Source organism: Nocardioides astragali (assembly GCF_024436375.1).
Lineage (GTDB): Bacteria > Actinomycetota > Actinomycetes > Propionibacteriales > Nocardioidaceae > Nocardioides > Nocardioides astragali.
Genome location: NZ_JAFMZM010000003.1, coordinates 551157 through 573186, shown reverse-complemented (window position 1 = coordinate 573186; position 22030 = coordinate 551157). Strand labels below are relative to the sequence as shown.

Below are 22030 nucleotides of genomic sequence, written 5' to 3'. Positions count from 1 at the left end.
ACCCGATGGCCCTTCCTCCGACCGACGCGCCCCGTTCATCGCGCCGTCACCGACCTCGGATGAGGTGTCGGCCATGACCGCCCTCAGGACCCTCGCCGCAGCAGCCGCACTCGCCCCGCTCGTCATCGGCCCGGGCGTCAACGCGAACCCGTACGCCGAACCCGATCCTGCTCGCGCCACGCTGGTCGGCTGGTCGGCGCTGCCGACGGAGACGTACGTCCCGGGCAGTGCAAGCAGCGGCTACTGGACCACAGGCAGTGCAACGGTGCCTGCTCCCTACCCCGGCCAGCCGGTGCAGGGCTTCTCGGCGACCCATGCGCTCGGCGGCGGCGACTACCTGGTGATGAGCGACAACGGGTTCGGCACCAAGGCCAACAGCGCCGACTTCGAGCTCGCGGTGCACAGGATCCGCCCGGACCTCCGGACCGGCAGGACGGCGTACAAGAGTCTTGAATTCAACCTGCGCGACCCGGCCCGCCACATCCCCTGGACGATCTGGCGCGACGGCGGGTGCAGCTCGTCCGGGTCGCTCCCCTCGGGCTACGTCTGCCCCGCCCCTGACCGGATCCTGACCGGGTGGGACTTCGACCCGGAGTCGATGCAGATCGCCAAGGACGGGACCTTCTGGTTCGGCGAGGAGTTCGGGCCCTACCTCCTGCACACCAACGACCGCGGTGAGCTGCTGGAGCCGCCGATCGCCACACCGGGGGTGACCTCGCCGTCGAACCCGGCCCCGGGTGGCGCGACACCCAACCTGCCCAACAGCAAGGGCTACGAGGGCATGGCGATCGAGCCCAACGGTCGCGTGCTGCACCCGATGCTGGAAGGCGTGGTGGACGAGGACCGTGCCGCCGACCTCGGCGCCGACCTGCGGATCTACACCGTGGCGAACGGAGCGTTCGAGGAAGGCTTCCTCCGGTATCGGATGGAGTCCGCCGCGCACGCCTTGGGCGACTTCATCATGATCAACGGCCACCAGGCCCTGGTGATCGAGCGCGACAACCTCCAGGGCTCGGCCGCAGCGTTCAAGCGGATCTACCTGGCGGACCTGTCGGACCAGGACGACGACGGCTACGTCGAGAAGACGTTGCTGGTGGACCTCATGGACGTGCGCAACCCGCGTCGGCTCGGGGGCAACGGCTCGACCTTCACCTTCCCCTACGTCACGATCGAGGACGTCGAGATCATCGACCAGCAGACCATCGCGGTCATGAACGACAACAACTTCCCGGCCATGGGTGGCCGCGGAGCCGACGTACCGGATGTCAACGAGCTCCTCCAGATCCGGCTCGACGAGCCGCTCAAGGTGCATCCCCGCCTGCTGCCCCGCGGCTGACTCATCACGTCAGTCACAGACGGCCTTGGCGATACTGACCGCCATGCCCCTTCGCCTGCACCACATCGTGATCGATGCCCACGACCTGCCCTCGCTTGCTCGATTCTGGGCTGATGCTCTCAGATGGCGGATCCTGTCCGTCCGCGACAAGGAAGTGGTCGTCGGGGCGGACGTCGATGCCCCGGTTGGCCTCTGCTTCATGCCTGCCGGGTCGACTCGCAAGACCGTCAAGAACCGGGTGCACATGGACCTCACGACGACGGCAGACGATCGCGACTCAGAGATCGCGAGGCTGATCGCGCTCGGTGCTCGTCGGGTCGACGTGGGGCAGACCGGTCGCGAGTCCTGGGATGTGCTCGCCGACCCGGAAGGCAACGAGTTCTGCGTCGTGAGGCCCAAGAGCACCTTGGTGAGCTGACGAGCCGTCCGCTCAGGCAGCCGCCGGGACCGCCACCCGCCGCCCCTCCCTGGTCGGCAGCCACCGCACCTCACCGGCGGTCTCCACCGACGATCCGTAGACCAGCAGCGCGAGGAAGACGCCGTACACCGGCAGGTGACCCACCATCTCGGTCTGCCCGAAGAGCAGGAGCGTGGCGTTGAACGGCACCATCGCGACCAGCACGGCGACCTGCGGGAAGGCGCCCGAGATCACCAGCAGGCCGAAGAGCAACTCGGTCGCTCCGGCGATCGCGACGAACGTCTCCGGGGACACGTGGATGCCGACGAGCGCGAAGACGTCCAGCGCCGGGTAGTGCTCGAGGGTGTCGATGGCCATGCCCGGGTTGGTCAGCTTCTCCGAGAAGGCGAGCACGATCAGGGCCGTGCCCACGCCCAGGCGCAGCCACAGGAGTGCCAGCCGCAGCTGCGCACGCGACGGGTGGGCCGCGCCGTGGGCGTCGGGCCCGGGCGGTACGACGACGAGGAAGGCGGCGACCGCGGCGAGGTTCGCGCACTCCCCCAGCGCGGTGAGGCCGGCGACCAGCGCGAGGGCGGGCGCCAACGCCAGCACCAGGGCGGCGGCCGTGCGCAGCTGCCAACCGGTCACCAGCCAGATCCCGAGGGCTGCCTCGACGAGCAGCAGCGCGTTGCCGCCGGCGCCCTCGAGGTGGTCGTTGGAGGGCGTGATGAACGCGCCCGTCGCCGCGAGGGCGAGGAGCGCGACGCCGAGGTGGATGCCCAGCAGGCGCGGGATCCACGGCATCAGCCGCCCCAATGGCCGCAGGAACGGCAGCTCCGGGCGGTCCAAGCGCAGCGCCGCGAGCCGCCACAGGACCGTGACCGCGACGACCGCGCCGGTGAGGACGAGGGGAAGGGGCGAGAAGAAGAAGGACCAGTCACCCGCCTGCTGCGACTCGACGAACCAGCGTTCGTGGGTGGGCAGGACAGGCGTCAGGGCCGGGAGAGCGAGGGTCATGCCCCAAGCCTGATCGGGGCGACTCCCGCGCGGGAGCGGCGAAGGTCCGGACCTCGACGGGACCTTGGTCCTGTGTGGACGCACGTACGGTTTCCCCATGCTCAACCGCCTCTCCGCCGACTCCCTCCTGGCCGCCGCCGGCGTGCGCACTCGCGCCAGCGAGCGCACGGACGCAGGGTCCCTGGCGCGACCGAGCGGTCCGCCCACGACGCGCACCGCACTGGGCGAGCTCGGCTCGGCGCTCGATGCCGTACGCCTGGCCGGTGCCCTGCCCCGCCTCTCCGCGGCTCCTCGCGGCGACGGCCACCTGGTCGTCGACATCCCCGGCTGGAGGGCGCCCGAGCTCACCGGACTGCCGCTGCGGCGCTACCTGAAGCGATTGGGGCACGACGCCCGCGGCTGGGGCTTCGGCACCAACACCGGCGACCCCCTCCGCGACGTCGAGCGGCTGGGCGCGCGCGTGCTCGAGCTCGTCGAGGAGAAGGGGACGCCCGCCTCCCTGGTCGGCTGGAGCCTCGGCGGGGTGATCGCCCGCGAGGTGGCGCGCCGCCACCCGGAGGCGGTGCGCCGGGTGATCACGTACGGCACCCCGGTGACGGGTGGGGCGGCATACACGACGATCGCGCGTGCCTACGGTGGCGGGGTCGACCCCGACGCGGACCGGGTGGCCCGACGGCTCGATGCGACCTCGCCGATCCGGGTGCCGCTCACGGTCCTGTTCTCGAGGCGCGACGGGGTGGTGTCGTGGCAGGCCTGCATCGACCGCCGGTCGCCGTCGGTGGAGCACGTCGAGGTCTCCTCGACCCACCTCGGCATGGGCTTCGACCCCGACGTGTGGGCGATCGTTGCGGACCGGTTGGCTGCCGGACCCGAGTCGCGCTAAGTCACTCCGTCGTTGCGAGCTCGATGTAGCCGCTCGCCATGTGGCCGGTCACCGTCTCCCCTGTCAGCCCGGCGCTGCGCAGGAGCCGGAGGACGGCCTCGTTGTCCGCCATCATCTCGGCCCGGAACCGCTTCACCCCCACGTCACGTGCGCGCCCGCCCAGTTCGCGCACGAGAACGGTGGCCAGCCCGCGGTTGTGCCAGGAGTCCGCGACCGTGATCGCCAGCTCGGCGTCGTCGGGAGCCGTCGGATAGCGGATGAAGCGGGCGACGCCGATGATGTGGGTCTCGTCCTTCGGGGAGAGGGCGACGTACGCCTCATGGTCGACGTGGTCGACCTGGCTGAAGTAGGCCGCCTGGCTGTCGGTCAGTCGCGGCGTCCCCGTGAGGAAACGCTGGTACTGCGACTTATCGCTCATGAGCGCGAAAGCACGCTGCAGCTCGGAGGCGTCCGTGCTGCGGACGGGTCGGATCCACACCGTGTCGCCGCTGCGCAGGTGCACTTGGCGCGGAGCCTCGTCCATCGGGGAGCGCCTAGCCGAGCGGCGGCAGCGTGACGACCTGCCCCGCATAGCTCAGGCCCGCCCCGAAGGCGATCAGCAGCGCGAGGTCACCGGGCTCCGCCTCCTCGTGCCGCAGCATCGCCTCCATGGCGAGCGGCACCGATGCGGCCGACGTGTTGCCGGCGTCCACGATGTCGGTCGCGACGGCGACGGAGTCGGGGAGCGAGATGTTCTTCGCCAGCGTCTGCGTGATGCGCAGGTTGGCCTGGTGCGGGATGAACGCGTCGAGGTCGTCGACCTTGACCCCGGCCAGGCGGAGCGCCTCGTGGGCGACCTCGGCCATCGCGAACGGCGCCCACCGGAAGACGGCCGTGCCCTCCATCTGCACCACCGGGTGGTCCGCAGTCGACGTGGTGGGACCGCCGAGGCAGCTCGGGGTCTGGGTGATCACGTGCGCCTGCGAGCCGTCCGAGCCCCACGCCGTCGGGCCGATCCCGGCCGCGTCCGACGGTCCCACCACGACGGCGCCGGCACCGTCGGCGAAGATGAACGCCGTGCCGCGGTCGGTCGGGTCCATGAATCGGCTGAGCTGCTCGACGCCGATGACCAGGACGTGATGCTCCGCTCCTGAGCGGACCATCGAGGACGCGAGGTTGAGGGCGTGGCAGAAGCCGGCGCACCCGGCGGAGATGTCGAATGCGGCCACCTTGAGGCCCAGCGCGGTGGCGACCTGAGGGGCTGATGCGGGGGTGTGCTCGGGGTGGGTCGAGGTGGCGACGATGACGCAGCCGACCTGGTCGGCACGTACCCCGGCGGCCTCCAACGCCCGCTCCGCCGCGACGGTCGACATGCCGATGAGGGTCTCGTCGTCCCCTGCGAAGCGCCGCGTCCGGATTCCCGACCGGGTCTGGATCCACTCGTCCGAGGAGTCCAGGACCTCGCAGATCTCGTCGTTGGTGACGACCCGCTCAGGCCGGTAGACGCCCAGCCCGAGCATGGCCGCGTGGGTGAGGTCGGTGGGCTGCTGGATCGTCATGCGGCGAGGACAGGGCAGGACGGTCCGGGGGCTACCGGTCGCCGTCGGGCTGGGTCTCGGGGATGGGCGAGTCCGGGACCTGGCCCGGGTCGATCGGGTCGATGCTGGGGTCTCCGGACGGCACGACCTGGGGGTCTGACTCGGGTTCGATCGGGGTGGTGGTCATCCCCCAGTCCTACGCCGCCGCGGCAGCAGTGGCAATGGTTTCCACCCCTAGTGATGGGGCCCCGAGGAGACGGCGTGGGTCGGCCCCGCCCCAGGGAGGGACGGGGCCGACGGGCCGCTCAGCGGTGACGGGTCAGCGCAGGACGCCGCACAGGGCCGGGTCGGTGGCCTCGGCGGGCAGGCTCGGGTCGAGCTCGCTGGCGCCGGCGCCCTCGAAGTCGTAGACGCCGTTGCCGTTGTGGTCCACCCCGTGGATCACAATGACGCCCTTGCCGCTCTTGATCGCGCGGAGAACGGCGCCCGGAGCGAAGTTGACGACCCGCTCGTACTTCTCGATCCCCTTGGGCGTGGTCGGGAAGCGGTCGACGGCCAGCCCGCTCTTGGGGCTGGTGTCGCCGGACGTCGTCAGGGACTTGAGGATCGGCCCGTAGTCCGGGACGCCCTCGACCACGTTGAGGCGGTGGTCGTTGTTGGCATCGTCGAAGACGTTGGGGCACTCGTTGCGCGCCTCGGCACCGAAGTGCAGGTGCTGGGCGTGCGGGAGGTTCTTGGCCAGGCGACGGGCGTCGATGCGTACGTGTGCCTTGCGGCCCCTGAACTCGACGTGGGCGTGACCGCGCGCACCGGAGTCGTTGAGGGACTTCAGCTGGGCGTCGAGCTGGACCGTACGCGCTGCGGCGGCGGGCCTGGAGGACACGGAGGCGCTGCTGGCCTGGACGCCGGCGACGCCGACCGTGCCGGCAAGGACGAGACCGCCGATTCCGGCGTAGAGCTTGCGATGCTGCATGGGAACTCCTGGGGGTGGCGGGAGAGCGATGGTTCGACCCTCGACCGGCGTGTTCGTCACCCCAAGCAGTGCGGATTGGTCGGCGGTGCAGCTCCGCCGACGTCGACGCTCGTAGGCGTCGGTGCGATCAGGTGTGCCTGCCGCCCCGGCGGCGCTCCTGCACCTTGCGCGCCGCCTCCCTGATCTTGGCCTGGTTGTGGGGCTTGCGCGCCTCGTCGTACACCTTCTTGGCGATGCCGAGGGCAGCGACCTTCTTCACGATTCCCATGAATCGAACGTAGCCCGATCCGGCAAACCGCACTCGTCCCGCCGAGGGGGCCGGTTTGGGGCTCGCTGCCGCGGGAACCCTCTCCTCGACTCACGAAAGGGGTTCAATTGACGGTCCTGAGGGCACCCCTGGCCGCCCTGCTGGGCGCATCCCTGGCCGCGTCGCTGGCCGCTTGCAGCGACGCCACGCCCGGTGCGCTCGACTCCGACGCCACCGACCTGGCGGCCGCGAGCGGCGTGTGGCGTGACCCCTGGGTCGCCCCCACCACGGCCATGGCGCCCGGCCCCGGCCTCGGCACCAACGGCCGGGTGACCCGGGTCGTCGGCGCGCGCACCACCTCGTACGACGTCCCGGCGGAGGCCGCGGCGTCCGCTGAGCTCGCCGTCGCCACTGCGTCCGGATGGGCTCCCACGTCCAGCTCGTGCAGCGGCTCGGTGTCCGTCGCGCTCGCCGGCCCGGACGGTGCCCTCGCCTCGCTCGTCGTCACTCCGTCCGGGGGCAGCGCGGCGGCTAGCGTGGTGGCACTCACCCGCCACCACCTCGACGACGACTGGTCCGTGCCCGACACGATCGACCGCACCTGCCTCGACGGCGGCCCCTCCGACCTGGCCGAGCTGCCCGAGTCGTCCGAGCCCGTGCGGGCGGCGGAGCTGCCCGACGTCGACAGCGCCGGATGGCAGACCGACGGGCTCGACGACGACGACGCCGCCCTGCTCAACGAGGTCAACGCCGACCTGGCGGCGAAGGGCCTCCCCGAGCTCCCGCCGATGCAGCTCCACACGGGGGAGAACTGGCGGCGAGCCCCGGCCGCGCAGGCGAGCGTCGCGGCCGACGGGCTGGACGCCGTCGGGCGCACGCTCGAGGGCTGGACCCTGACCTGGACGGCCTGTGGGGGTGGGGCGCCGACGCGAGCGACGTACGTCAGGTCGTTCGACCACGGACCTGCCGTGGCCTACGTGACCGTCGCCGACACACGCGCCTCGCTGCGGTTCACGCTGCCGATCCCGGAGGCGCCGGTCGACGACTCGGTCGCCGGACTCGCGCAGCTTGCCGACACCCCGTGCCGGGGCGAGGTCGAGGAGCTCACCGTCGTCGGCACGCCCGCGGTCCTCCCCACCGAGCTGACCCCGGTCGCCGACTGACCTCGCCGCAGCCGCGCGACCGTCGCCGCGGAGGCTCCCCTGTCAGGGAGCGACCGCGAGACCGGTCAACCGGCGGGTCATGGTGAGGATGTCGTCGCGGACGACGGGCAGGTCCCGGTTGGCGCCGACCAACCGGTCGTAGACGATCCCGTCGATGCACGCCACAAGCCAGTCGGCGCGCTCGCGGGCGTCCGGGGCGCCGAGGCCCGCCAGGACGTCGGCGACCCTCGCCCGGATCGCGCGCCCGCCCACCCGCAGGACCTCCGCCACGTCGGGACGCCGGAGCGACTCCAGCGAGAGCTCGTAGCGGGCCAGGTGTCGCTCGCGCCCGGCGGTCAACCAGTGGCACACGAGGTCGCCGACCGCCTCGGCGAGCACCTCGGCGTCGACCGCCGCGAGCAGCGGCTGCATGAGGTCGAGCTCGGCATGGTCCTGCTCGACGAGGTCCGCCAGGCACGCCGACAGGAGCGCGGAACGGGTCCGGAAGTAGTACGACGTCGAGCCGGGCGGCACCTCGGCCGCGGCATCCACCGCGCGATGGGTGAGGCCCCGTCCCCCGGCGGTCGCCAGGACGTGCAACGCCGTCCGGGCGATGTGTCGGCGTCGGTCGAGCTCCACGGCGCGGACTCTACCGTCGTAGAGTTCCCACCAAGGCTCTACGTCTGTAGAGTCACCGCCATGAGTGCAGACACACGGGGTCCCGTGGTCGTCGTCGGCGGTGGCATCGGTGGCCTGGCGACGGCCCTCGCCCTCCAGCGGGCGGGCCGTCCCGTCCGGGTGCTCGAGCGCGGCGCGCGCCTCGACGGAGGCGGGGCCGGGCTGGTGCTCTCACCCAACGCCCAGCGCTCACTGCGAGCCCTGGGCGTCGAGGAGGCGACCAGGTCCCGCGCCACCGTCCTGACGCGGACCGTCGTGTGCCAGCCGGACGGCAGGGCGCTGGCACGCGTCGACCTCGACGGACGTGGCGCGAGCGGCGCACTCCTCGGCGTCCACCGAGCCGACCTCGTAGAGGTGCTCGCTGCGGCACTGGACCCCGGGACCGTCGAGCTGGGCCACGAGGTCGCCGACGTGATGGGCGTGGAGGCCGATCTGGTCGTCGGCGCGGACGGCATCCGCTCCGTGGTGCGCGCGGCGATGGACGTCGACGTCCGACCCACCCACCGCGGCTACACGGTCTGGCGGGCGTTGGTGCCCTCCGGCCAAGACCTGGCCGAGCCGGCCACCCTCGTCGAGACCTGGGGACGAGGAGAGCGCTTCGGCGTCGTGCCGGTCGCCGACGGCTGGACCTACGTCTATGCCTGCGTCAACGCCGACGAGGGTGAGCCGGTCGCCGACGACCTCGCGGATCTGCGACGGCGCTTCGCGGGATGGCACGCGCCCCTCCCTGCCCTGCTCGCCGCGGTCGAACCAGGCACGCTCCTGCGCCACGACATCCGCGACCTCCCGCCAGGACGTACGCCACTGCACCGCGGCCGGCTCGCCCTGGTCGGCGACGCGGCCCATGCCATGGAGCCCAACCTGGGCCAGGGAGCCGGCCTGGCCCTGGAGGACGCGGTGGTGCTCGCCCACGCCCTCGCGACCGCGCCCTCCCTCGACGCGGCGCTGGCGGGCTACGCCCGAGCCCGGGCGCCGAGGGTCGCGGCGCTGGCGCGCCAGTCCCGCCGCGTCGGCCGCCTGGCCCAGCACGGCCACCCGGCCCTGGTCGCCCTGCGGGACCTCACGCTGCTGGCCACGCCGCCCGGCCTGGCCCGGCGCGCGTCCGGCCGGGCCACGACCTGGCAGCCCCCGATCCCATCCGCAACCGCACCCAGCCCTCAGGAGATCCGTTGACCACCCAGGTGCCGCCGCAGCGCACGATCCGTACGCTCGCCCCCGCCGTCGCCGGCTGGCTGCTCGTCCTCACCGGCTCGGGCCACACCGCCCCGGTCGTGGTGGGGTCCGGCTCGCCCACCGCGAGCGAGAGTCGCGCGCACGAGACGATGGCCGCCACGTCCGTCGTCATCGGGGGCTCGAGCGCAGCTACTGGGACCTGTTCCAGGGGTTCAGCCTGATGATGGCCCTGATGATCGTCGGCCTCGGCGCCCTGCTGCTGCTCGTGCTGCGGCGGGCCCCGCAGCTGGTGCTCGAGTCGCGCGGGCTGCTCCTACTGGTCGTGGCCGTGCTGCTCCCGGCGCTGCTGATCAGCGTGGTGCTGCTCCCGCCGCCGCCCATCGTGCTCCTCGGCATCGCGACGCTCGTCGCCCTCGCGGCGCTGCTCACCCCGGGTCGTACGGCGACGACACCGCAGTGCGGCACAATCGCAGCGTGACCACCATCTCCGTCGCCGGCCTCGGCTATGTCGGCCTGTCCATGGCAGTGCTGCTGGCGCGCCACAACACTGTCGTGGGGCTCGACCTCGACGAGGCCCGGATCGAGCGGCTCACGCGCGGCGAGAGCCCCATCCACGACGACGACATCTCGCGCTTCCTCGTCGAGGAGGACCTCGACGTCACGTTCACGACCGACCCCGCGGAGGCGCACGTCGGTGCCGACTTCGTGGTGATCGCGACGCCGACCAACTACGACCCGGTCACCAACTACTTCGACACCCGCTCGATCGAAGCCGTCATGCAGGACGTGCACCGGCTCAACCCCGACGCCACGATGGTCGTGAAGTCGACGGTCCCGGTGGGCTACATCGAGGACGTACGCACTCGCGCAGGGATCGACAACATCATCTTCTCCCCCGAGTTCCTGCGCGAGGGGCGAGCGCTGCACGACAACCTCCACCCGGCGCGGATCGTCGTCGGCGAGGACTCCGAGCGGGCCCGCGCCTTCGCCGAGCTGCTGGTGAAGGGCGCCGACGCCGACGACGTACCGGTGCTGTTCACCGAGCCGACCGAGGCGGAGGCGATCAAGCTGTTCGCCAACACCTACCTCGCGATGCGGGTGGCCTTCTTCAACGAGCTCGACTCGTTCGCGCTGTCGCACGGGCTCGACTCGCGCCAGATCATCGACGGCGTCGGGCTCGACCCGCGGATCGGCACGCACTACAACAACCCGTCGTTCGGCTACGGCGGCTACTGCCTCCCCAAGGACACCAAGCAGCTGCTCGCCAACTACTCCGACGTCCCGCAGACCCTGATCTCCGCGATCGTGGAGGCCAACACCACGCGCAAGGACTTCATCGCCTTCGACATCATCGACCGCGCGCCGAAGGTGGTGGGCATCCACCGCCTGCTCATGAAGGCCGGCTCCGACAACTTCCGCGAGTCATCGGTGCAGGGGATCATGAAGCGGATCAAGGGCAAGGGCATCGAGGTGATCGTCTACGAGCCCGAGCTCGGCACCGACTCGTGGTTCGGTTCGGAGGTCACCGACGACCTGGCGTCCTTCAAGGAGCGCGCCGACCTGATCGTCGCCAACCGCATGGTCGACGAGCTGCGCGACGTGGCGGACAGGGTCTACACGCGCGACCTCTTCGGCTCCGACTAGGGGTTTGCATCCACGGCGCGCCCGGGAGTGCAGGAGGAGGGCTGCGTCCGGAGGAGCGAAGCGGGGGAGGGCGCGGCAACGACGACGAACGAGCGGGCTTCGGCGCCGCGGACACGCGCCGAAGCGAAGCGGAGGCGCCAAAAGGCACTGCCCGGGCGCTTCCCGAGCCGTCTGTTCATCACGGTATGCAGGCGAACAGGCACTTCCCACGGTCAATTGACGCAGGAAAGTGCCCATAGAGCGACATACCGTGATGAAACCTCAGCGGCGGCGGAAGAGCCCGCGCTTGCCGTGCTCCGACTCGCCGAGGTCGTCGGGAGTGGCGGGGCTGTGGCCATCGGCTCTGGTGCTCCCTCGCGCGCCATCGTCGCCCCGGCGCAGCGCCTTCATCAGCCGGTTCTCCGACTTGGCCGGGTCCATCGGCGGACGGGCGCCGAGAGTGAAGCGCTCGACGTCGCGCTCGCCGACGGGCACGAACCCCACCGCCGCCGCGCGATAGGTCTTCACCCCGAAAGTCTCGTCGAGCAGCGCCTCGGGGTCGTCGCCGTCACCCACCAGGCGCGCGACCCGGGCCAGTGCCGCGGTCCGCTCCAGACGCGCGACCGCGCCCGAGTCGTACGTCAGCAGGCGGGCGCCGTGATGGGTCCGTTCGAGGTCGTCGAGGAGGGCCGACAGCGTGGCCGGCAGCGGCGCGAGCGACACGTCGGGCAGGGTCAGCACGAACTCGGCGTCGCTGGTCGCGGGTGCTGACTCGACCAGCCGGACCCTCGGCTCGTGGACGTAGGACCGGTGCACCAGGCGGGTCTCCAGCACCGGGTCCTCGACCGGCTGGACGCGGTCCTCGTGGACGCCTCCCCACGGTCCGACGACAGAGACCCGCAGGTCTGGCACGTCGCCGTCGAGCAGCGAGTCGACGACGTGGATCGTCTCGTCCGCCGAGCCGGCCGGGACGACCACCTCGAGATAGGGCACCTGGTAGGCGCGACCGCGCCGGTTGCGCTTGGGTCGCATCGTCGGCACGAGGTCGGCGAGGTAGGGGTCGTTGTAGCGGTTGACCTGCTCGGCACGCCGCAGCACCTGCGACCGGCCGAGGTGCCAGCTCCTGGCCTCGCGGTCGACGACGAACACGCCACCGGCCTGGGCGAGCTCGTGGCCGAGCGCCATGTCCTCGCCGAGCCGCAGCGAGCGGTCGAAGCCCTGGGAGTCGAAGTAGAGCGCCTTCGACACCGAGCCGGTCATGCCGATGTGGAAGCGCTGCGCGCGGGGACCGGCGGTGCGCAGGTCGTCGGTCTTGGCCCAGTAGTCCTCGACCCACTGGTGCGGCTCGTGGTCCTGGTCGGGGAAGAGGTCGGCCGCCTCGCCCGCCGCCACCCGCTCGCGTACGACGGCGGGGTCGACGTCGAGCAGCGAGCTCGGGTCGACGAAGCGCTTGTCGCCGCCCGGCACGGCGTAGTCGATGAGGTGGTGCCACCGCGCATGGGCCTCGACCTCCTCGCGGTAGGGCAGCATGTCGGCGTCGTACCAGTGCAGGACGTCGCCCTCCGCGGCGAGCGCGCCCAGGTGGCAGGCGTTGGCGCGGCCCCAGCCCTCCTCCACCCGGACCAGCCGGGTGTTGTCGGGGCGGACGTCGGGCAGCTCCTGCGGCGGGGTGCTCTGGTCGTCGACGACGACGACCTCGAGCAGGTGCGCGGGATAGCTCTGCGCGGCGAGGCCGGCCAGGACGTAGGGCAGCGTGTGCTGGTAGTTGAACGTCGGGATGACGACGGTCACCGACAGCCTGGGCTCCCAGTCACCGAGCGCCGGCGGGGTCAGCACGCCCCAGTCGTTGTGGCGCACCACTGGCTGCCGAGACACTCATCCACCCCCGTTCGTGCCGGTCGCGTCTGGCCGGTCGAGTGGATCGACCTCCAGCGCCAGGCTCGGCTGGAAGCCCTCCCGCTCCGAGGCCACGATGTCAGGTCGGCGGAACTCCTCGTCGTCGCGCACCCAGGTGTGCCCCTCGCCGGTCCGCCGCAGGATGTAGCCGAGCCCGTGCGTGCGGTAGATGCGGCCGCCCGCCGCCTCCACGCCGGCCAGCAGCTGCGCGTCGACGAACTTGCGCACCCGGCGGAAGTCGCCGAGCGAGCGGAGCAGGCCGCGGTCCATCAGCAGCGTCCCGCCGGCGACGAAGCGGGCGAAGATCTCGGACGGGTGGTTGCGCCGGACGGTGACGTCGCCGCGATGGAGGTAGACGAACTCCGACGGCATCCCGACCACGTCGGCACCCGAGAAGCGGCGCGCCATGAGCAGGTCGTGGACCGCGTCGGGGGCATACCAGTCGTCGTCGTCGATCTTGAGCAGCACCTCGCTGGACGCCGCACGCGCCGCGCCGGTGAGCACGTCGCCGAAGAAGTCCGTGGCGTCGAAGGTCAGCACCTGGTGGGGCCGGTCGCCCAGCGCCCGTCGTACGGCGTCGCGGTCGGGCTCGAAGCCGTGGGCGGCCAGCACCAGCTCGACCTCCGCCCCCCGCTGCCGGGCGACCTGGCGCAGCGCGAAGTCGAGCATCTCCGGCCGCCTGGTGGCCAGCAGCGCGCTGACCGGCGGCAGCCCGACGTGGCGTACGCCGGCGCGCGAGGCCAGCGCCGAGCGCCACGCGAGCGTGGAGTGGTGGTCGAAGGCAGCCCGCCGCACGGCGAGGCTGTGCTCCTCGCGTCGCAGCGGGTCGTCGAGGTCGACCTCCGCGTCGAGGGCCGCAGCCAGCGGCGGGGCCACGTCGAGCACGCCCTGGGTCACCAGGGGCACCCCGGAGATCGCGAGCGCCAGCAGGTCAGCCGTCGGCGTGTCGGACAAGAGCCGCACTCCCTGGAACCCGCGTGCCGCCGCGACGACACCCTCGGTGACGGGTCCGGGGCTGATGCGGGCCAGGTCGACGACCGGGTGGTCCCAGTCCTTGCGGAACCCGATCGGGTTGAAGACCCGCTCGTCGACCGGCTCGGGCCCCGGGTCGGTGACCACGGTCGGCGCCCGGTCGATGACGTGGTGCTCCGCGACCTCACCGCCACGGCGGGCGATCACGACGTCGGGCGGGACGTCGCGCTCGGCGTCGCCGGCTCCGGAGACGTCGGCCAGCAGCACGCTGCGGGCGTCGAGCCCGGGCGCCGCGGGACGTCCGGCGTAGGAGACGACGAGCCCGCCGTGGGTGGTGTCGCCCCGTCCTGCCGCTTGGCGCGCCATCTCCATCACGACGAGCTGGGCGCGGGCACCGGAGGCGAACCGCGCCACCGTCAGGACGCCCCGGTCCCCCGCCTCGCGCGCGGCGAAGTGCACCAGCCGGGGCCACTCGGGCCGCGGGACCAGCACCCAGGGGGTGGGCGCGTCGGTGAGCCAGCAGGCGACGACCTTGCACTGCCCCAGCAGGGGTACGGCGCTCGCCATCCGCCGCAGCCTGGACCGGTCGGCGGCCACGACGAGCACCGAGCCCCAGCCCTTGAGCGGGCTGCCGAGCGCGGACAGCGTGACGACCCGTGGCTCGAGGCCGGGGACGTCCTCGATGCCCTGCAGCGCGTCGAGCGCCAGGCTGTCGGAGTCGTCGACCAGGACCAGCGTCGGTCCGGGCATCCGGAGGTCGTGCAGCGGATGCTGGGCAGGTGGGGTGTTCACGGTCGCACGCGCTCCTTCAGTGAGGCAGGCAGCGAGTGCTGCACGAGCGGACGCGGCTGGCGCCAGAGCCAGTCGCGGCTGACGTGGTCGATGACGTGCACGCCGGGTGGCGCGGTCACCTTCACGAGACCACCGAGCGCGTCGGGGTCTCCGTTGCGGATCGCCTCGTCGACCTCGAACTCGCGCAGCTTGCGGTAGAGGCGGGTGTTGGTGAAGTCGACGCCGTCGCGCCGCCAGTGGGCGTACTCGTCGGCGTCGAGCCACTTCACCTCGACGCACAACCCCTGCTGCAGCACGATCCGCTCCACCCCCGGTGGGAACTCGCGCAGCTCCCAGTCGAAGGCCTTCACGAAGGTGAACTCCGGGCCCATGGGGTAGACCCACGGCTCGAGGAAGCGCAGCGAAAGGTCGAGCCAGCCGGTGGACTCGTCGACGACCGTCAACGGGTGGCGCGGCATCGCGACGATCGCGGAGGTCGACTGCAGCTGCCACGACAGGTCGCGCAGGATCCCGGCGCCCTCAGGCGTCAGGACCATGTCGCCGTCCCACTTCATCGAGTAGGTCGTGCGGACGTGGGAGAAGCACCAGTTGTAGAAGTGCGTCAGCGAGTGGACGCTCGTCGCGGGGGTGGCGAGGTGCTCACCTCCGGCCCGGGCCACGCGGTGGGGGTAGTCCATGACCGTCAACCGGTCGGCCGCCCCGCACTGCTCGGCGGTCCGTCTCGCGACGTCGGAGGTGCCGTCGTCGGAGCCGTTGTCGACGAGGAGCACGTGCTGCACCGCGGAGAGGATCGGCGGCAGCACCCACGGCAGGTTGCGGGCCTCGTTGCGGACCCGGAAGACGCAGGTCAGACCGGGCGTCAGCGGCTCGCCTGACGTCCAGGGCCACGTGACGTCGTAGTCGTGCTCGCCCTCGAGCGAGGCGATGTCCGGCATCAGGCGGATCCCTGGGGGCGCTCCCGGCCCATCGCCTTGCGCAGCTTCTGGCGGGCGGCCGGGGGGACCATCGCGCGCACGGCATGGGGTACGCGGTCGGCGCCGCTCCGCTGGGGCGCGTGCTCGGCCGCCTCGCGGCGTGCCTGCGCGGCAGCCGTACGCCGCTGGGCCACGACCGTCGAGTGGGCGAACGCCTCCGCGTCGGCGTACTGCGCGGCGTAGGCGGTGCGCAGCCGGTCGCACCACTCCTGGTTCTTGGTGGAGTCGTCGTCGGCGATGGCGTCCAGTGCCTGCCAGGTCTCGTCGGCGAGCTCGCGCAGCCGGTCGGGCACGCCGATGTCGTCCCACGTCATCGTGACGCGTCGTAGCGAGGGGTCGATGAAGCGGTGGACCTCGGCGATGTCGACGGCCATCGCGGTCTTCACGCCGGTCAGGTCGAAGGCCTCGCCGAGGGCGAACACCGCCTGGGTCCAGTCGTCGAGGAGGTCCCCGTAGCGCACGAAGGCGCGCTGCTGGCCACGGGTGGCGCGCTCGGTGTGCAGCATCATGTTGACCCAGGCGGCCGTACGGGTGACGGCGCCCTGGTCTGAGCCGGCGCCCATGCGTCCGTAGTACATCTGCTTGGAGCCCACCACTTCGGTCACCGGCCGCAGCATCGTGACGTAGGACGGCGTGGCGTCGCAGCGCTCGGCCGCGGCGCGCCAGAGGCCCAGGAACCAGGAGGCCCGCGGGTCCTTGATGACGAGCTCGTCGGCGACGGCGAACTGCTCCTCGAGCCAGGCGGCCACCCGCTCGCGGGTCGCGTGGTCGCCGCTGGTGGTGCCGGTGTCGAGCCAGGCACGCGGACGGGCGTCGGAGACCTGCACGTTGCTGCGCGCGAGCAGCTCGGTGTGGAGGTCGACCACCCATCGCGGCTCCCCGAAGCCCTTGGGGTTGGTGGCGTCGGCGACGACCTCGGGCTGGGGGACGTGCAGCCCCAGGGTGCGCAGCGTCCCGGCCATCGTGCTCGTGCCGCTGCGGCCGGAGCCGACGACGAGGACGACACGACGGTTGGTCATGCGTCGAACACTATCGGGGGCCCCAGGGCGCCCTCAGCGGTCGGGGGTGACGCGCCGCTCAGAGGTGCTGGGGCGGCGCGGCGAGCAGGTCGGCGTACCAGTAGAAGGACTTCTTCCGGGTGCGCTGGAGCGTCTCGAAGTCGATGTGCACCAGGCCGAAGCGCTGGGTGTAGCCCTCGGCCCACTCGAAGTTGTCCATGAGGGACCAGCGCAGGCGCCGGTGTGTCAGCCTCGGGATGAGATGGCGGACGGGCGCCGGGCACCACGTACTCGGAACACGGTCCGGGACAGGAAACGACGCACAGTCGCACCGTGCCGCCGCCAGAACACGACCAGGAAGAGCCCCTGGAGGCAAATCTCCACGAGCAGGACAAGCAGTCCATCGATGACACCGACGGGTGAGCCCGCGGAGATCGACTCCCATGCGTTGCCGACCAGACCCACCAGGATCGGGCCGCCGAAGAGGGCGAACGAGGCCAACGTGGCTCCGGACCCGAGCAGCATGAACCATGCGTAGACCCGGACCTTGGCCTGCTCGCGCTCGGGCAGGAGGACTGTCGGGTCTGGCCGCCCCGCCCGGACGTCCGCCGGCGTGAACACGTGTCGGAGGTACGCCCAGGCGTCTCCGTACAGGTTGCGGCACCGCAGCAGTTCCTGGGCGACGAAGTACATGTCGGTGCGCATGTAGAGAGCGAACTGGGTCACGAGTGACACGAGAATGGCCAATCGGAGCGACTCCATCAACCCGTAGGCGAGCCCATTCGCATCAACAGTCTCCTGAGCCAGCGCCAGAGCCGCGAAGACTGTGAGATCGAAGCGCATTCCCGCCAGGTAGACGCGGAACCTGGCGCGTCGCGGTGCGGCCCACATCCCCGGCACCGTGGTCGTCGCGGCGAGCATGTTCAGCCGGGTGCCGAGGCCGATCGTCGCGTGGACGCCGTCCGCCCTGGCCGCTGCCAGGTGGTTCATCTCGTGGCCGGCGACCACCAGGAGGAACATGCCCGTGTTGAGGGCGATGTTGACGCCGTCGAGCGGAGTGACGAAGAACGCGTGGTAGGACGGCACCAGATGTGCCGAGCTGCTCGCCACGAGGGCGCCGGCCAGCCCGGTCAGGAGAACGCAGACGGAGCTGAAAGGGGAGAACATCCACGCGACGTGGGGCGGGCGAAGGGCCGGGAAGCTCGCGGGGCGCGCGTCGTCGGGTTGCGTCTCACCGTCGATGCTGGCGATGTATCCCAGCTCGAGCAAGGTCGCGATGAAGTCCTCGGAGTCGATGTCGGCTGCGTGTGCGTCGAGCACGCACTGCTCGGCGACTGCCACGTCCGACTCGCGCCTGAGGGCTTCGAGGAAGGTGACCGCCGCACCCGGAAGGGCCACGAAGTCGCCCGCGTCCGGCCGCCCCACGATCCAGGCGTCGGTGTCCTCCACCATCACCAGCGGGCGGAGCACAACGTGGGTGGCCGTGGAGTGCGCCATCAAGACACCGGAACGAGCGCGTCGGAGCAGACGAGGCAGTCCGCGCGACGCGGAGCCTCGGTGTAGTAGTGGTGGTCGAAATCGACGAAGCTCCGATGCAGTTGGCGGCCGGCGGTCTGCACCGGCAGTCCTGTGAGGTACTTGATGATCTCGAAGGCTCCGAAGTGTCCGCTGATCTGCGCGGTCGCGGCCATCACCGGGTTGAAGTCAGCGAGCGGACCGTGCTGGAGGAGGTCCTCGTCCCCAGCCGCGCGGAGTCGCTCGACCTGCGCCTCGAGCATGCACGAGCGGCACCCGGTGACCCCGGGAATGAACAGCACCGCAGTCATCATCGGGCCGTTGTAGGACGCGGACGACCACGGGATGCCTAGACGCCAGGCCACGGAATTGGACCAATCCTGCACTCCGACGGGCTTGTCTATGGCATGGACGAAGACGTCCGAACCTCGGACCGCATCCTCGATCTCGGCCTCGCTGGTGATCATGCCATGCGACCCGGTGACCTCGATGTCCGAGTTCATCGCTCGCAGCCGATCAACGGCAGCGTCGACCTTGGGGCGACCCAGGTCTCTCTCGTCGAACAGAACCTGCCGGTTGAGGTTGGACAGCTCGACGATGTCGCCGTCGACGCAGTGCAGTTGGCCGACTCCCGATGCGGCGAGTCCGGTGGCTACGGCCGAGCCGATACCGCCGACGCCGAGAATCGTGACCCGGCTCTGCTTGAGTCGAGCCTGCAACTCGAAGCGGCTGGGTCGTGGGGTCAGGTCCATCCACGCGAGGAGGTCGGCGCTGCGGCTGTACCGCTCCAGCTCCCGCTCGCTCAGCACGGCCGGCCGTGCTCCGGCTGCGTCCTCAACCCAGCCCGACTCGACGAGGAACTCCACGACCCTTACCCCATCGTCACTGGACCAGGAGGTCCCTCGGACCAGCTCCCGGACCACGTCGTCGACGCTGCGGCTGCCGTCCATGAGTCGGCAACAACGTTGGACCAGTCCGGACGCATCGTCCACCTCGCAGCCGAGGCCGTACTGGAGGCTGCCGATCCACAGCGTCCCGTTGGGGCGAGCCAGCGGCTGGTGGGGCGGCTTGAGCCGCGGTCGGGACATACGTGACATGGGTGCTCCTAGGTACGGCCGAGCGGCGTGGGACCCCGGGGCGAGCCCGAGGTCCCACGGCCAGCTCAGGTGCGAATCGACTCAGTAGGCGCCTTCGGTCTGGCGGACCATCGTGGTCTCGAGCTTGTCGAGGGTGCGCACGTTGATGACCAGGCGGGTCGCGTCCTTGGCGGTGTTCTCGTTCATCGCGTTCTCCTTACGTAGAGCACCGCCGAGTGCGGTGCGGGACAACTCTGACCCGCACTGGCTATGCGCGATCTATGCGCCGTCTACACACGGCGTGCCCGACCGTCGGCGGAGGTGCTCCGCGAAGAGCGGGAGCACAGTGAGCCCACCCTCTCGGAATCTTGCCAAGCCCGAGCTCAACAGCTCCGGCAGCACCCTGACCAGCTCCTCTGCCCGGTGTTCGAGACCGTCGAGTCCGTGCTCGCGGTCCCGGTTGGGCTTCGAGCCCGACCCAATCTGGTTGATGGCCTCGCGGGCCTCAACGGACAACAGTTCGACAGTGCTCTCCAATGCGTCGTTGAGGGAGTACCTGTCGCCTCGCAAGCGGAGGCTGTCGAGCGCCGCCGCGGGATCCGCCATCTCATCGACCAGGCCAGCGACGGTGAGCCCCGGCTCGCAGGACATGCGCGCCGCCGCGATCCGCAGTGCCAGGGGCCAGTGGTCGCAGCGTTCGGCCAAGGCGAAGGTGGAGGCCCGGTCCGCGAAACGGCCAGCGTGGACGACTGTTGCTTCGATCAGCGCGACGGCGTCCTCTGCCTCCATCGGCCCCACGAAGACCGGGTGAGCAGCCTCGTGCAGCACCAGCCCGTCCAGCCGACGCGTGCTGGTCACGACAACCGTCGCCCTGACCGAGCTCGGCAACCGCGAGCGTACGGCCGCGGAGGAGCGCTCGCCGTCGATCACGAGCAGAAAGTCGGCCTCCGGATCGGTGAGCCTGGGGTCATCGGTCCGCTCCCTCGAACCGGCGTCCACGTAGAGCGTCCCGTCGGGGAACTCCCCGCGGTGGCGGTACGCCCACTCCGTGGCCAGGGCCGACTTCCCCGAACCGGCCGGGCCGTGCAGGAGCACCATCGCCCCACGTCGGCGTTCGCGGGCATGGGTCCACGCGGCATCGAGCTCGGCGAGCTCGTGGTGCCTGCCTACGAACAACGGCCGGTAGGGCAGGTCCCGGAGGGGACCGGCGACGGGGTCAGTGGGCGCCGGACCCTGCCCAACGGTCGCTTCTATGGTGGCTGCGCCTCTGAAGGGTTGCCAGTCCAGGGCCGGGTCGTGACGCAGCATGGCTGAGATCAGCTCACTGGTCTGTTCCGTCGGGTCGATCCCGAACTCCTCGGCGAGCCGACCCGCCAGCTCCCTGCCCACCTGAAGGGCCTCCGGCTCGCGAGCGCAGCGGTAGAGGGCCAGCATGTAGGGTCGAAACAGGCTCTCGCGGTAGGGATATCGTGCGAGCAGCCCAGGAATCTCGGCGGCCAGTTCCCCATGTTTGCCCATCGCCAGCCACACGTGCGCCAGGCTCTCCTGGGCCAACAAGCGCTTCTCGTCGAGCTGTGCCTGCCACAGGTCGACGTACGCACCGGTCGCATCCTTCAGTGCCGAGCCACGCCAGAGATCGAGCGCGAGAATCAGCAGCTTCTCGGCGGTGGCGAGGTCGCGCTCGCGCTCGGCCCTGGCGGCGTCCACCCGGAGTCCGTCGAACACGTCGGCGTCCAGCTCGCCCGGTCCTACGGTGATCTGGTAGCCCGACTGCCCAGCCTGGAGGCGCTCGGGCTCGCCCATGTCACGGAACTGGCGACGCAGGTTGGCGATCATCGTGTAGATCTGCGCCCGCGCCGTCGCCGGCGGGGCGCCGCCCCACACGGCATCGATGAGCTCCAGCACCGAGATGCTGGTGTTGGCGTGCGTCAACAAGTAGCCGAGCACGCCGCGCTGCTGCGCGCGCGGGGTCGGCATCGCACGCCCGTCCAGCTCCACCTCGACCGGGCCGAGGATGGCGAAATGCATCGCTACCACAGGTGCGGAGTGAGGGTGTGAAGCGTCGAGACGAGCCTGGCCCGCACCGCCGCTGCGTGGCGCAGAGGGGTGGTGGGTAGGTTGTCCGACCTGACGCCCGTCCACGTCAGCACCACGACCATCCGCAGAGTCCGCGCGGCGTTGGACACCCATGCGGGCGGGGGTCCGGGCTCACGGGAGGCCCAGCTGGTCGCCACCGCGTCGATCCAGCCGACAGCGTCCGTCTCCGTCAGGCGGGGGTGCGTGAGCGTCAGCGCGATGGCGTGACCGAGGCGCTCGTCCTCGCCGTCACCCCAGAGGAAGTCGGTCGGGAGGGTGAGGCGCCGAGCCGCCAGCTCGAGCATGTCGGAGGGTCGTACGTCGAGATGGTGGCCCAACGTGCCGAGCAGGTCCGCGCCGTGGGCGACGGCGTGGAGCCAGCCGAGCTCGGGGTCCGAGCCTCGCAGGTCCGTCTCGGACGCGTACCACCGGGCGAACGGCTCCAGCCAGCGTGCCTCGAAGGTGCCGTAGGTGACGAGCGCGTCGAGCACGAGGGGCGCGAAGCAGCGCACCCAGATGTCGTCGGACTCCAGACGCCGTGCCATCTCATCACCGAGCTGAAGCCTCAGCTCGGGCGGGACCAGGCCTCGTCCCAGCCAGGTCGCCACGAAGCCGTAACCCCACTCGTCGCGCTTCACCGGGTCTGGCGATGCCAGCAGTGCCTCCAGCTCCCCGACGAGCGTGGTCATCTCCGTGTCCGCCGGCACCGCGAAATCCTCGCTGCGCAAGGCATGCCAATTCGTCA

24 protein-coding genes are annotated in these 22030 nt (G+C 71.1%); 8 read left to right on the top strand and 16 right to left on the bottom strand.

Annotated elements, in window-relative coordinates; genetic code table 11:
- Positions 1–73: 73 nt before the first annotated feature.
- Positions 74–1336, top strand: coding sequence for an esterase-like activity of phytase family protein (locus tag J3P44_RS11950; RefSeq protein ID WP_255890582.1), 1263 nt, complete (start codon positions 74–76; stop codon positions 1334–1336).
- Positions 1337–1379: 43 nt separating this feature from the next.
- Positions 1380–1754: a VOC family protein gene (locus tag J3P44_RS11945; protein ID WP_255890581.1), complete on the top strand. Its 375-nt coding sequence runs from the start codon at positions 1380–1382 to the stop codon at positions 1752–1754.
- Between the two features lie 12 nt (positions 1755–1766).
- Here J3P44_RS11945 and J3P44_RS11940 read toward each other — a convergent pair whose 3' ends face one another.
- The gene (locus J3P44_RS11940; RefSeq protein ID WP_255890579.1) at positions 1767–2750 is read right to left on the bottom strand and encodes a hypothetical protein; all 984 of its coding nucleotides are present in this window, start codon (positions 2748–2750) and stop codon (positions 1767–1769) included.
- Positions 2751–2847: 97 nt separating this feature from the next.
- Between J3P44_RS11940 and J3P44_RS11935 the strand changes: the two genes are divergently transcribed.
- Positions 2848–3633, top strand: a complete 786-nt coding sequence (locus tag J3P44_RS11935) for an alpha/beta fold hydrolase (RefSeq protein ID WP_255890577.1) — start codon at positions 2848–2850, stop codon at positions 3631–3633.
- Between the two features lies 1 nt (position 3634).
- Here J3P44_RS11935 and J3P44_RS11930 read toward each other — a convergent pair whose 3' ends face one another.
- The 5 genes from J3P44_RS11930 to J3P44_RS11910 form a co-directional block, all read right to left on the bottom strand.
- Positions 3635–4156 (bottom strand): GNAT family N-acetyltransferase, encoded by a 522-nt coding sequence (locus J3P44_RS11930; protein WP_255890575.1) that lies wholly within the window; start codon positions 4154–4156, stop codon positions 3635–3637.
- 10 nt (positions 4157–4166) lie between these two features.
- Positions 4167–5171: a beta-ketoacyl-ACP synthase III gene (locus tag J3P44_RS11925; protein WP_255890573.1), complete on the bottom strand. Its 1005-nt coding sequence runs from the start codon at positions 5169–5171 to the stop codon at positions 4167–4169.
- Between the two features lie 31 nt (positions 5172–5202).
- Complete coding sequence (locus J3P44_RS11920; protein ID WP_255890572.1) at positions 5203–5337, bottom strand: hypothetical protein; 135 nt, start codon at positions 5335–5337, stop codon at positions 5203–5205.
- Between the two features lie 132 nt (positions 5338–5469).
- Complete coding sequence (locus tag J3P44_RS11915) at positions 5470–6123, bottom strand: hypothetical protein (protein WP_255890571.1); 654 nt, start codon at positions 6121–6123, stop codon at positions 5470–5472.
- 127 nt (positions 6124–6250) lie between these two features.
- A complete protein-coding gene (locus J3P44_RS11910) occupies positions 6251–6391 on the bottom strand; it encodes a hypothetical protein (RefSeq protein ID WP_255890569.1) in 141 nt (46 codons plus the stop codon).
- 107 nt (positions 6392–6498) lie between these two features.
- On the opposite strand from J3P44_RS11910, the gene J3P44_RS11905 reads away from it, so the two are divergent.
- Complete coding sequence (locus J3P44_RS11905; RefSeq protein ID WP_255890567.1) at positions 6499–7533, top strand: hypothetical protein; 1035 nt, start codon at positions 6499–6501, stop codon at positions 7531–7533.
- Between the two features lie 42 nt (positions 7534–7575).
- Here the strand turns inward: J3P44_RS11905 and J3P44_RS25515 are convergent, their stop codons facing one another.
- Positions 7576–8151, bottom strand: coding sequence for a TetR/AcrR family transcriptional regulator (locus J3P44_RS25515; RefSeq protein ID WP_255890566.1), 576 nt, complete (start codon positions 8149–8151; stop codon positions 7576–7578).
- Between the two features lie 60 nt (positions 8152–8211).
- Between J3P44_RS25515 and J3P44_RS11895 the strand changes: the two genes are divergently transcribed.
- From J3P44_RS11895 to J3P44_RS11880, 4 genes are read left to right on the top strand one after another with little or no spacing between them, the layout of a single operon-like run.
- On the top strand, positions 8212–9363 hold the full coding sequence (locus J3P44_RS11895; protein WP_255890565.1) for an FAD-dependent monooxygenase: 1152 nt from the start codon (positions 8212–8214) through the stop codon (positions 9361–9363).
- A complete protein-coding gene (locus J3P44_RS11890; protein WP_255890564.1) occupies positions 9360–9584 on the top strand; it encodes a hypothetical protein in 225 nt (74 codons plus the stop codon). Before J3P44_RS11895 ends, J3P44_RS11890 begins: the two co-directional genes overlap by 4 nt.
- Positions 9584–9841: an LIC_13387 family protein gene (locus J3P44_RS11885; protein ID WP_255890563.1), complete on the top strand. Its 258-nt coding sequence runs from the start codon at positions 9584–9586 to the stop codon at positions 9839–9841. Before J3P44_RS11890 ends, J3P44_RS11885 begins: the two co-directional genes overlap by 1 nt.
- A 5-nt stretch (positions 9842–9846) precedes the next feature.
- The gene (locus tag J3P44_RS11880; RefSeq protein WP_255890891.1) at positions 9847–11007 is read left to right on the top strand and encodes a nucleotide sugar dehydrogenase; all 1161 of its coding nucleotides are present in this window, start codon (positions 9847–9849) and stop codon (positions 11005–11007) included.
- 261 nt (positions 11008–11268) lie between these two features.
- Here J3P44_RS11880 and J3P44_RS11875 read toward each other — a convergent pair whose 3' ends face one another.
- The 9 genes from J3P44_RS11875 to J3P44_RS11835 all read right to left on the bottom strand — a co-directional run bounded on the left by J3P44_RS11875 (position 11269) and on the right by J3P44_RS11835 (position 21992).
- Positions 11269–12861 carry a glycosyltransferase gene (locus J3P44_RS11875; protein WP_255890562.1) on the bottom strand — a complete coding sequence of 531 codons (1593 nt, stop codon included), beginning with the start codon at positions 12859–12861 and terminating at the stop codon, positions 11269–11271.
- Positions 12862–14646, bottom strand: a complete 1785-nt coding sequence (locus tag J3P44_RS11870; protein WP_255890561.1) for a glycosyltransferase — start codon at positions 14644–14646, stop codon at positions 12862–12864.
- A complete protein-coding gene (locus tag J3P44_RS11865) occupies positions 14643–15581 on the bottom strand; it encodes a glycosyltransferase family protein (RefSeq protein ID WP_255890560.1) in 939 nt (312 codons plus the stop codon). Before J3P44_RS11865 ends, J3P44_RS11870 begins: the two co-directional genes overlap by 4 nt.
- Positions 15581–16639 carry a sulfotransferase family protein gene (locus J3P44_RS11860; RefSeq protein ID WP_255890559.1) on the bottom strand — a complete coding sequence of 353 codons (1059 nt, stop codon included), beginning with the start codon at positions 16637–16639 and terminating at the stop codon, positions 15581–15583. The genes J3P44_RS11865 and J3P44_RS11860 overlap by 1 nt, the downstream gene beginning before the upstream one ends.
- A gap of 58 nt (positions 16640–16697) precedes the next feature.
- Positions 16698–16838, bottom strand: coding sequence for a family 1 glycosylhydrolase (locus J3P44_RS11855; protein WP_255890558.1), 141 nt, complete (start codon positions 16836–16838; stop codon positions 16698–16700).
- Between the two features lie 26 nt (positions 16839–16864).
- On the bottom strand, positions 16865–18115 hold the full coding sequence (locus J3P44_RS11850; protein ID WP_255890557.1) for a hypothetical protein: 1251 nt from the start codon (positions 18113–18115) through the stop codon (positions 16865–16867).
- Positions 18115–19230: a HesA/MoeB/ThiF family protein gene (locus J3P44_RS11845; protein WP_255890556.1), complete on the bottom strand. Its 1116-nt coding sequence runs from the start codon at positions 19228–19230 to the stop codon at positions 18115–18117. The genes J3P44_RS11850 and J3P44_RS11845 overlap by 1 nt, the downstream gene beginning before the upstream one ends.
- Before the next feature lie 258 nt (positions 19231–19488).
- Positions 19489–21237 (bottom strand): AfsR/SARP family transcriptional regulator, encoded by a 1749-nt coding sequence (locus tag J3P44_RS11840; protein ID WP_255890555.1) that lies wholly within the window; start codon positions 21235–21237, stop codon positions 19489–19491.
- 2 nt (positions 21238–21239) lie between these two features.
- Positions 21240–21992, bottom strand: a complete 753-nt coding sequence (locus tag J3P44_RS11835) for a DUF2785 domain-containing protein (RefSeq protein WP_255890554.1) — start codon at positions 21990–21992, stop codon at positions 21240–21242.
- Between the last annotated feature and the right edge of the window lie 38 nt (positions 21993–22030).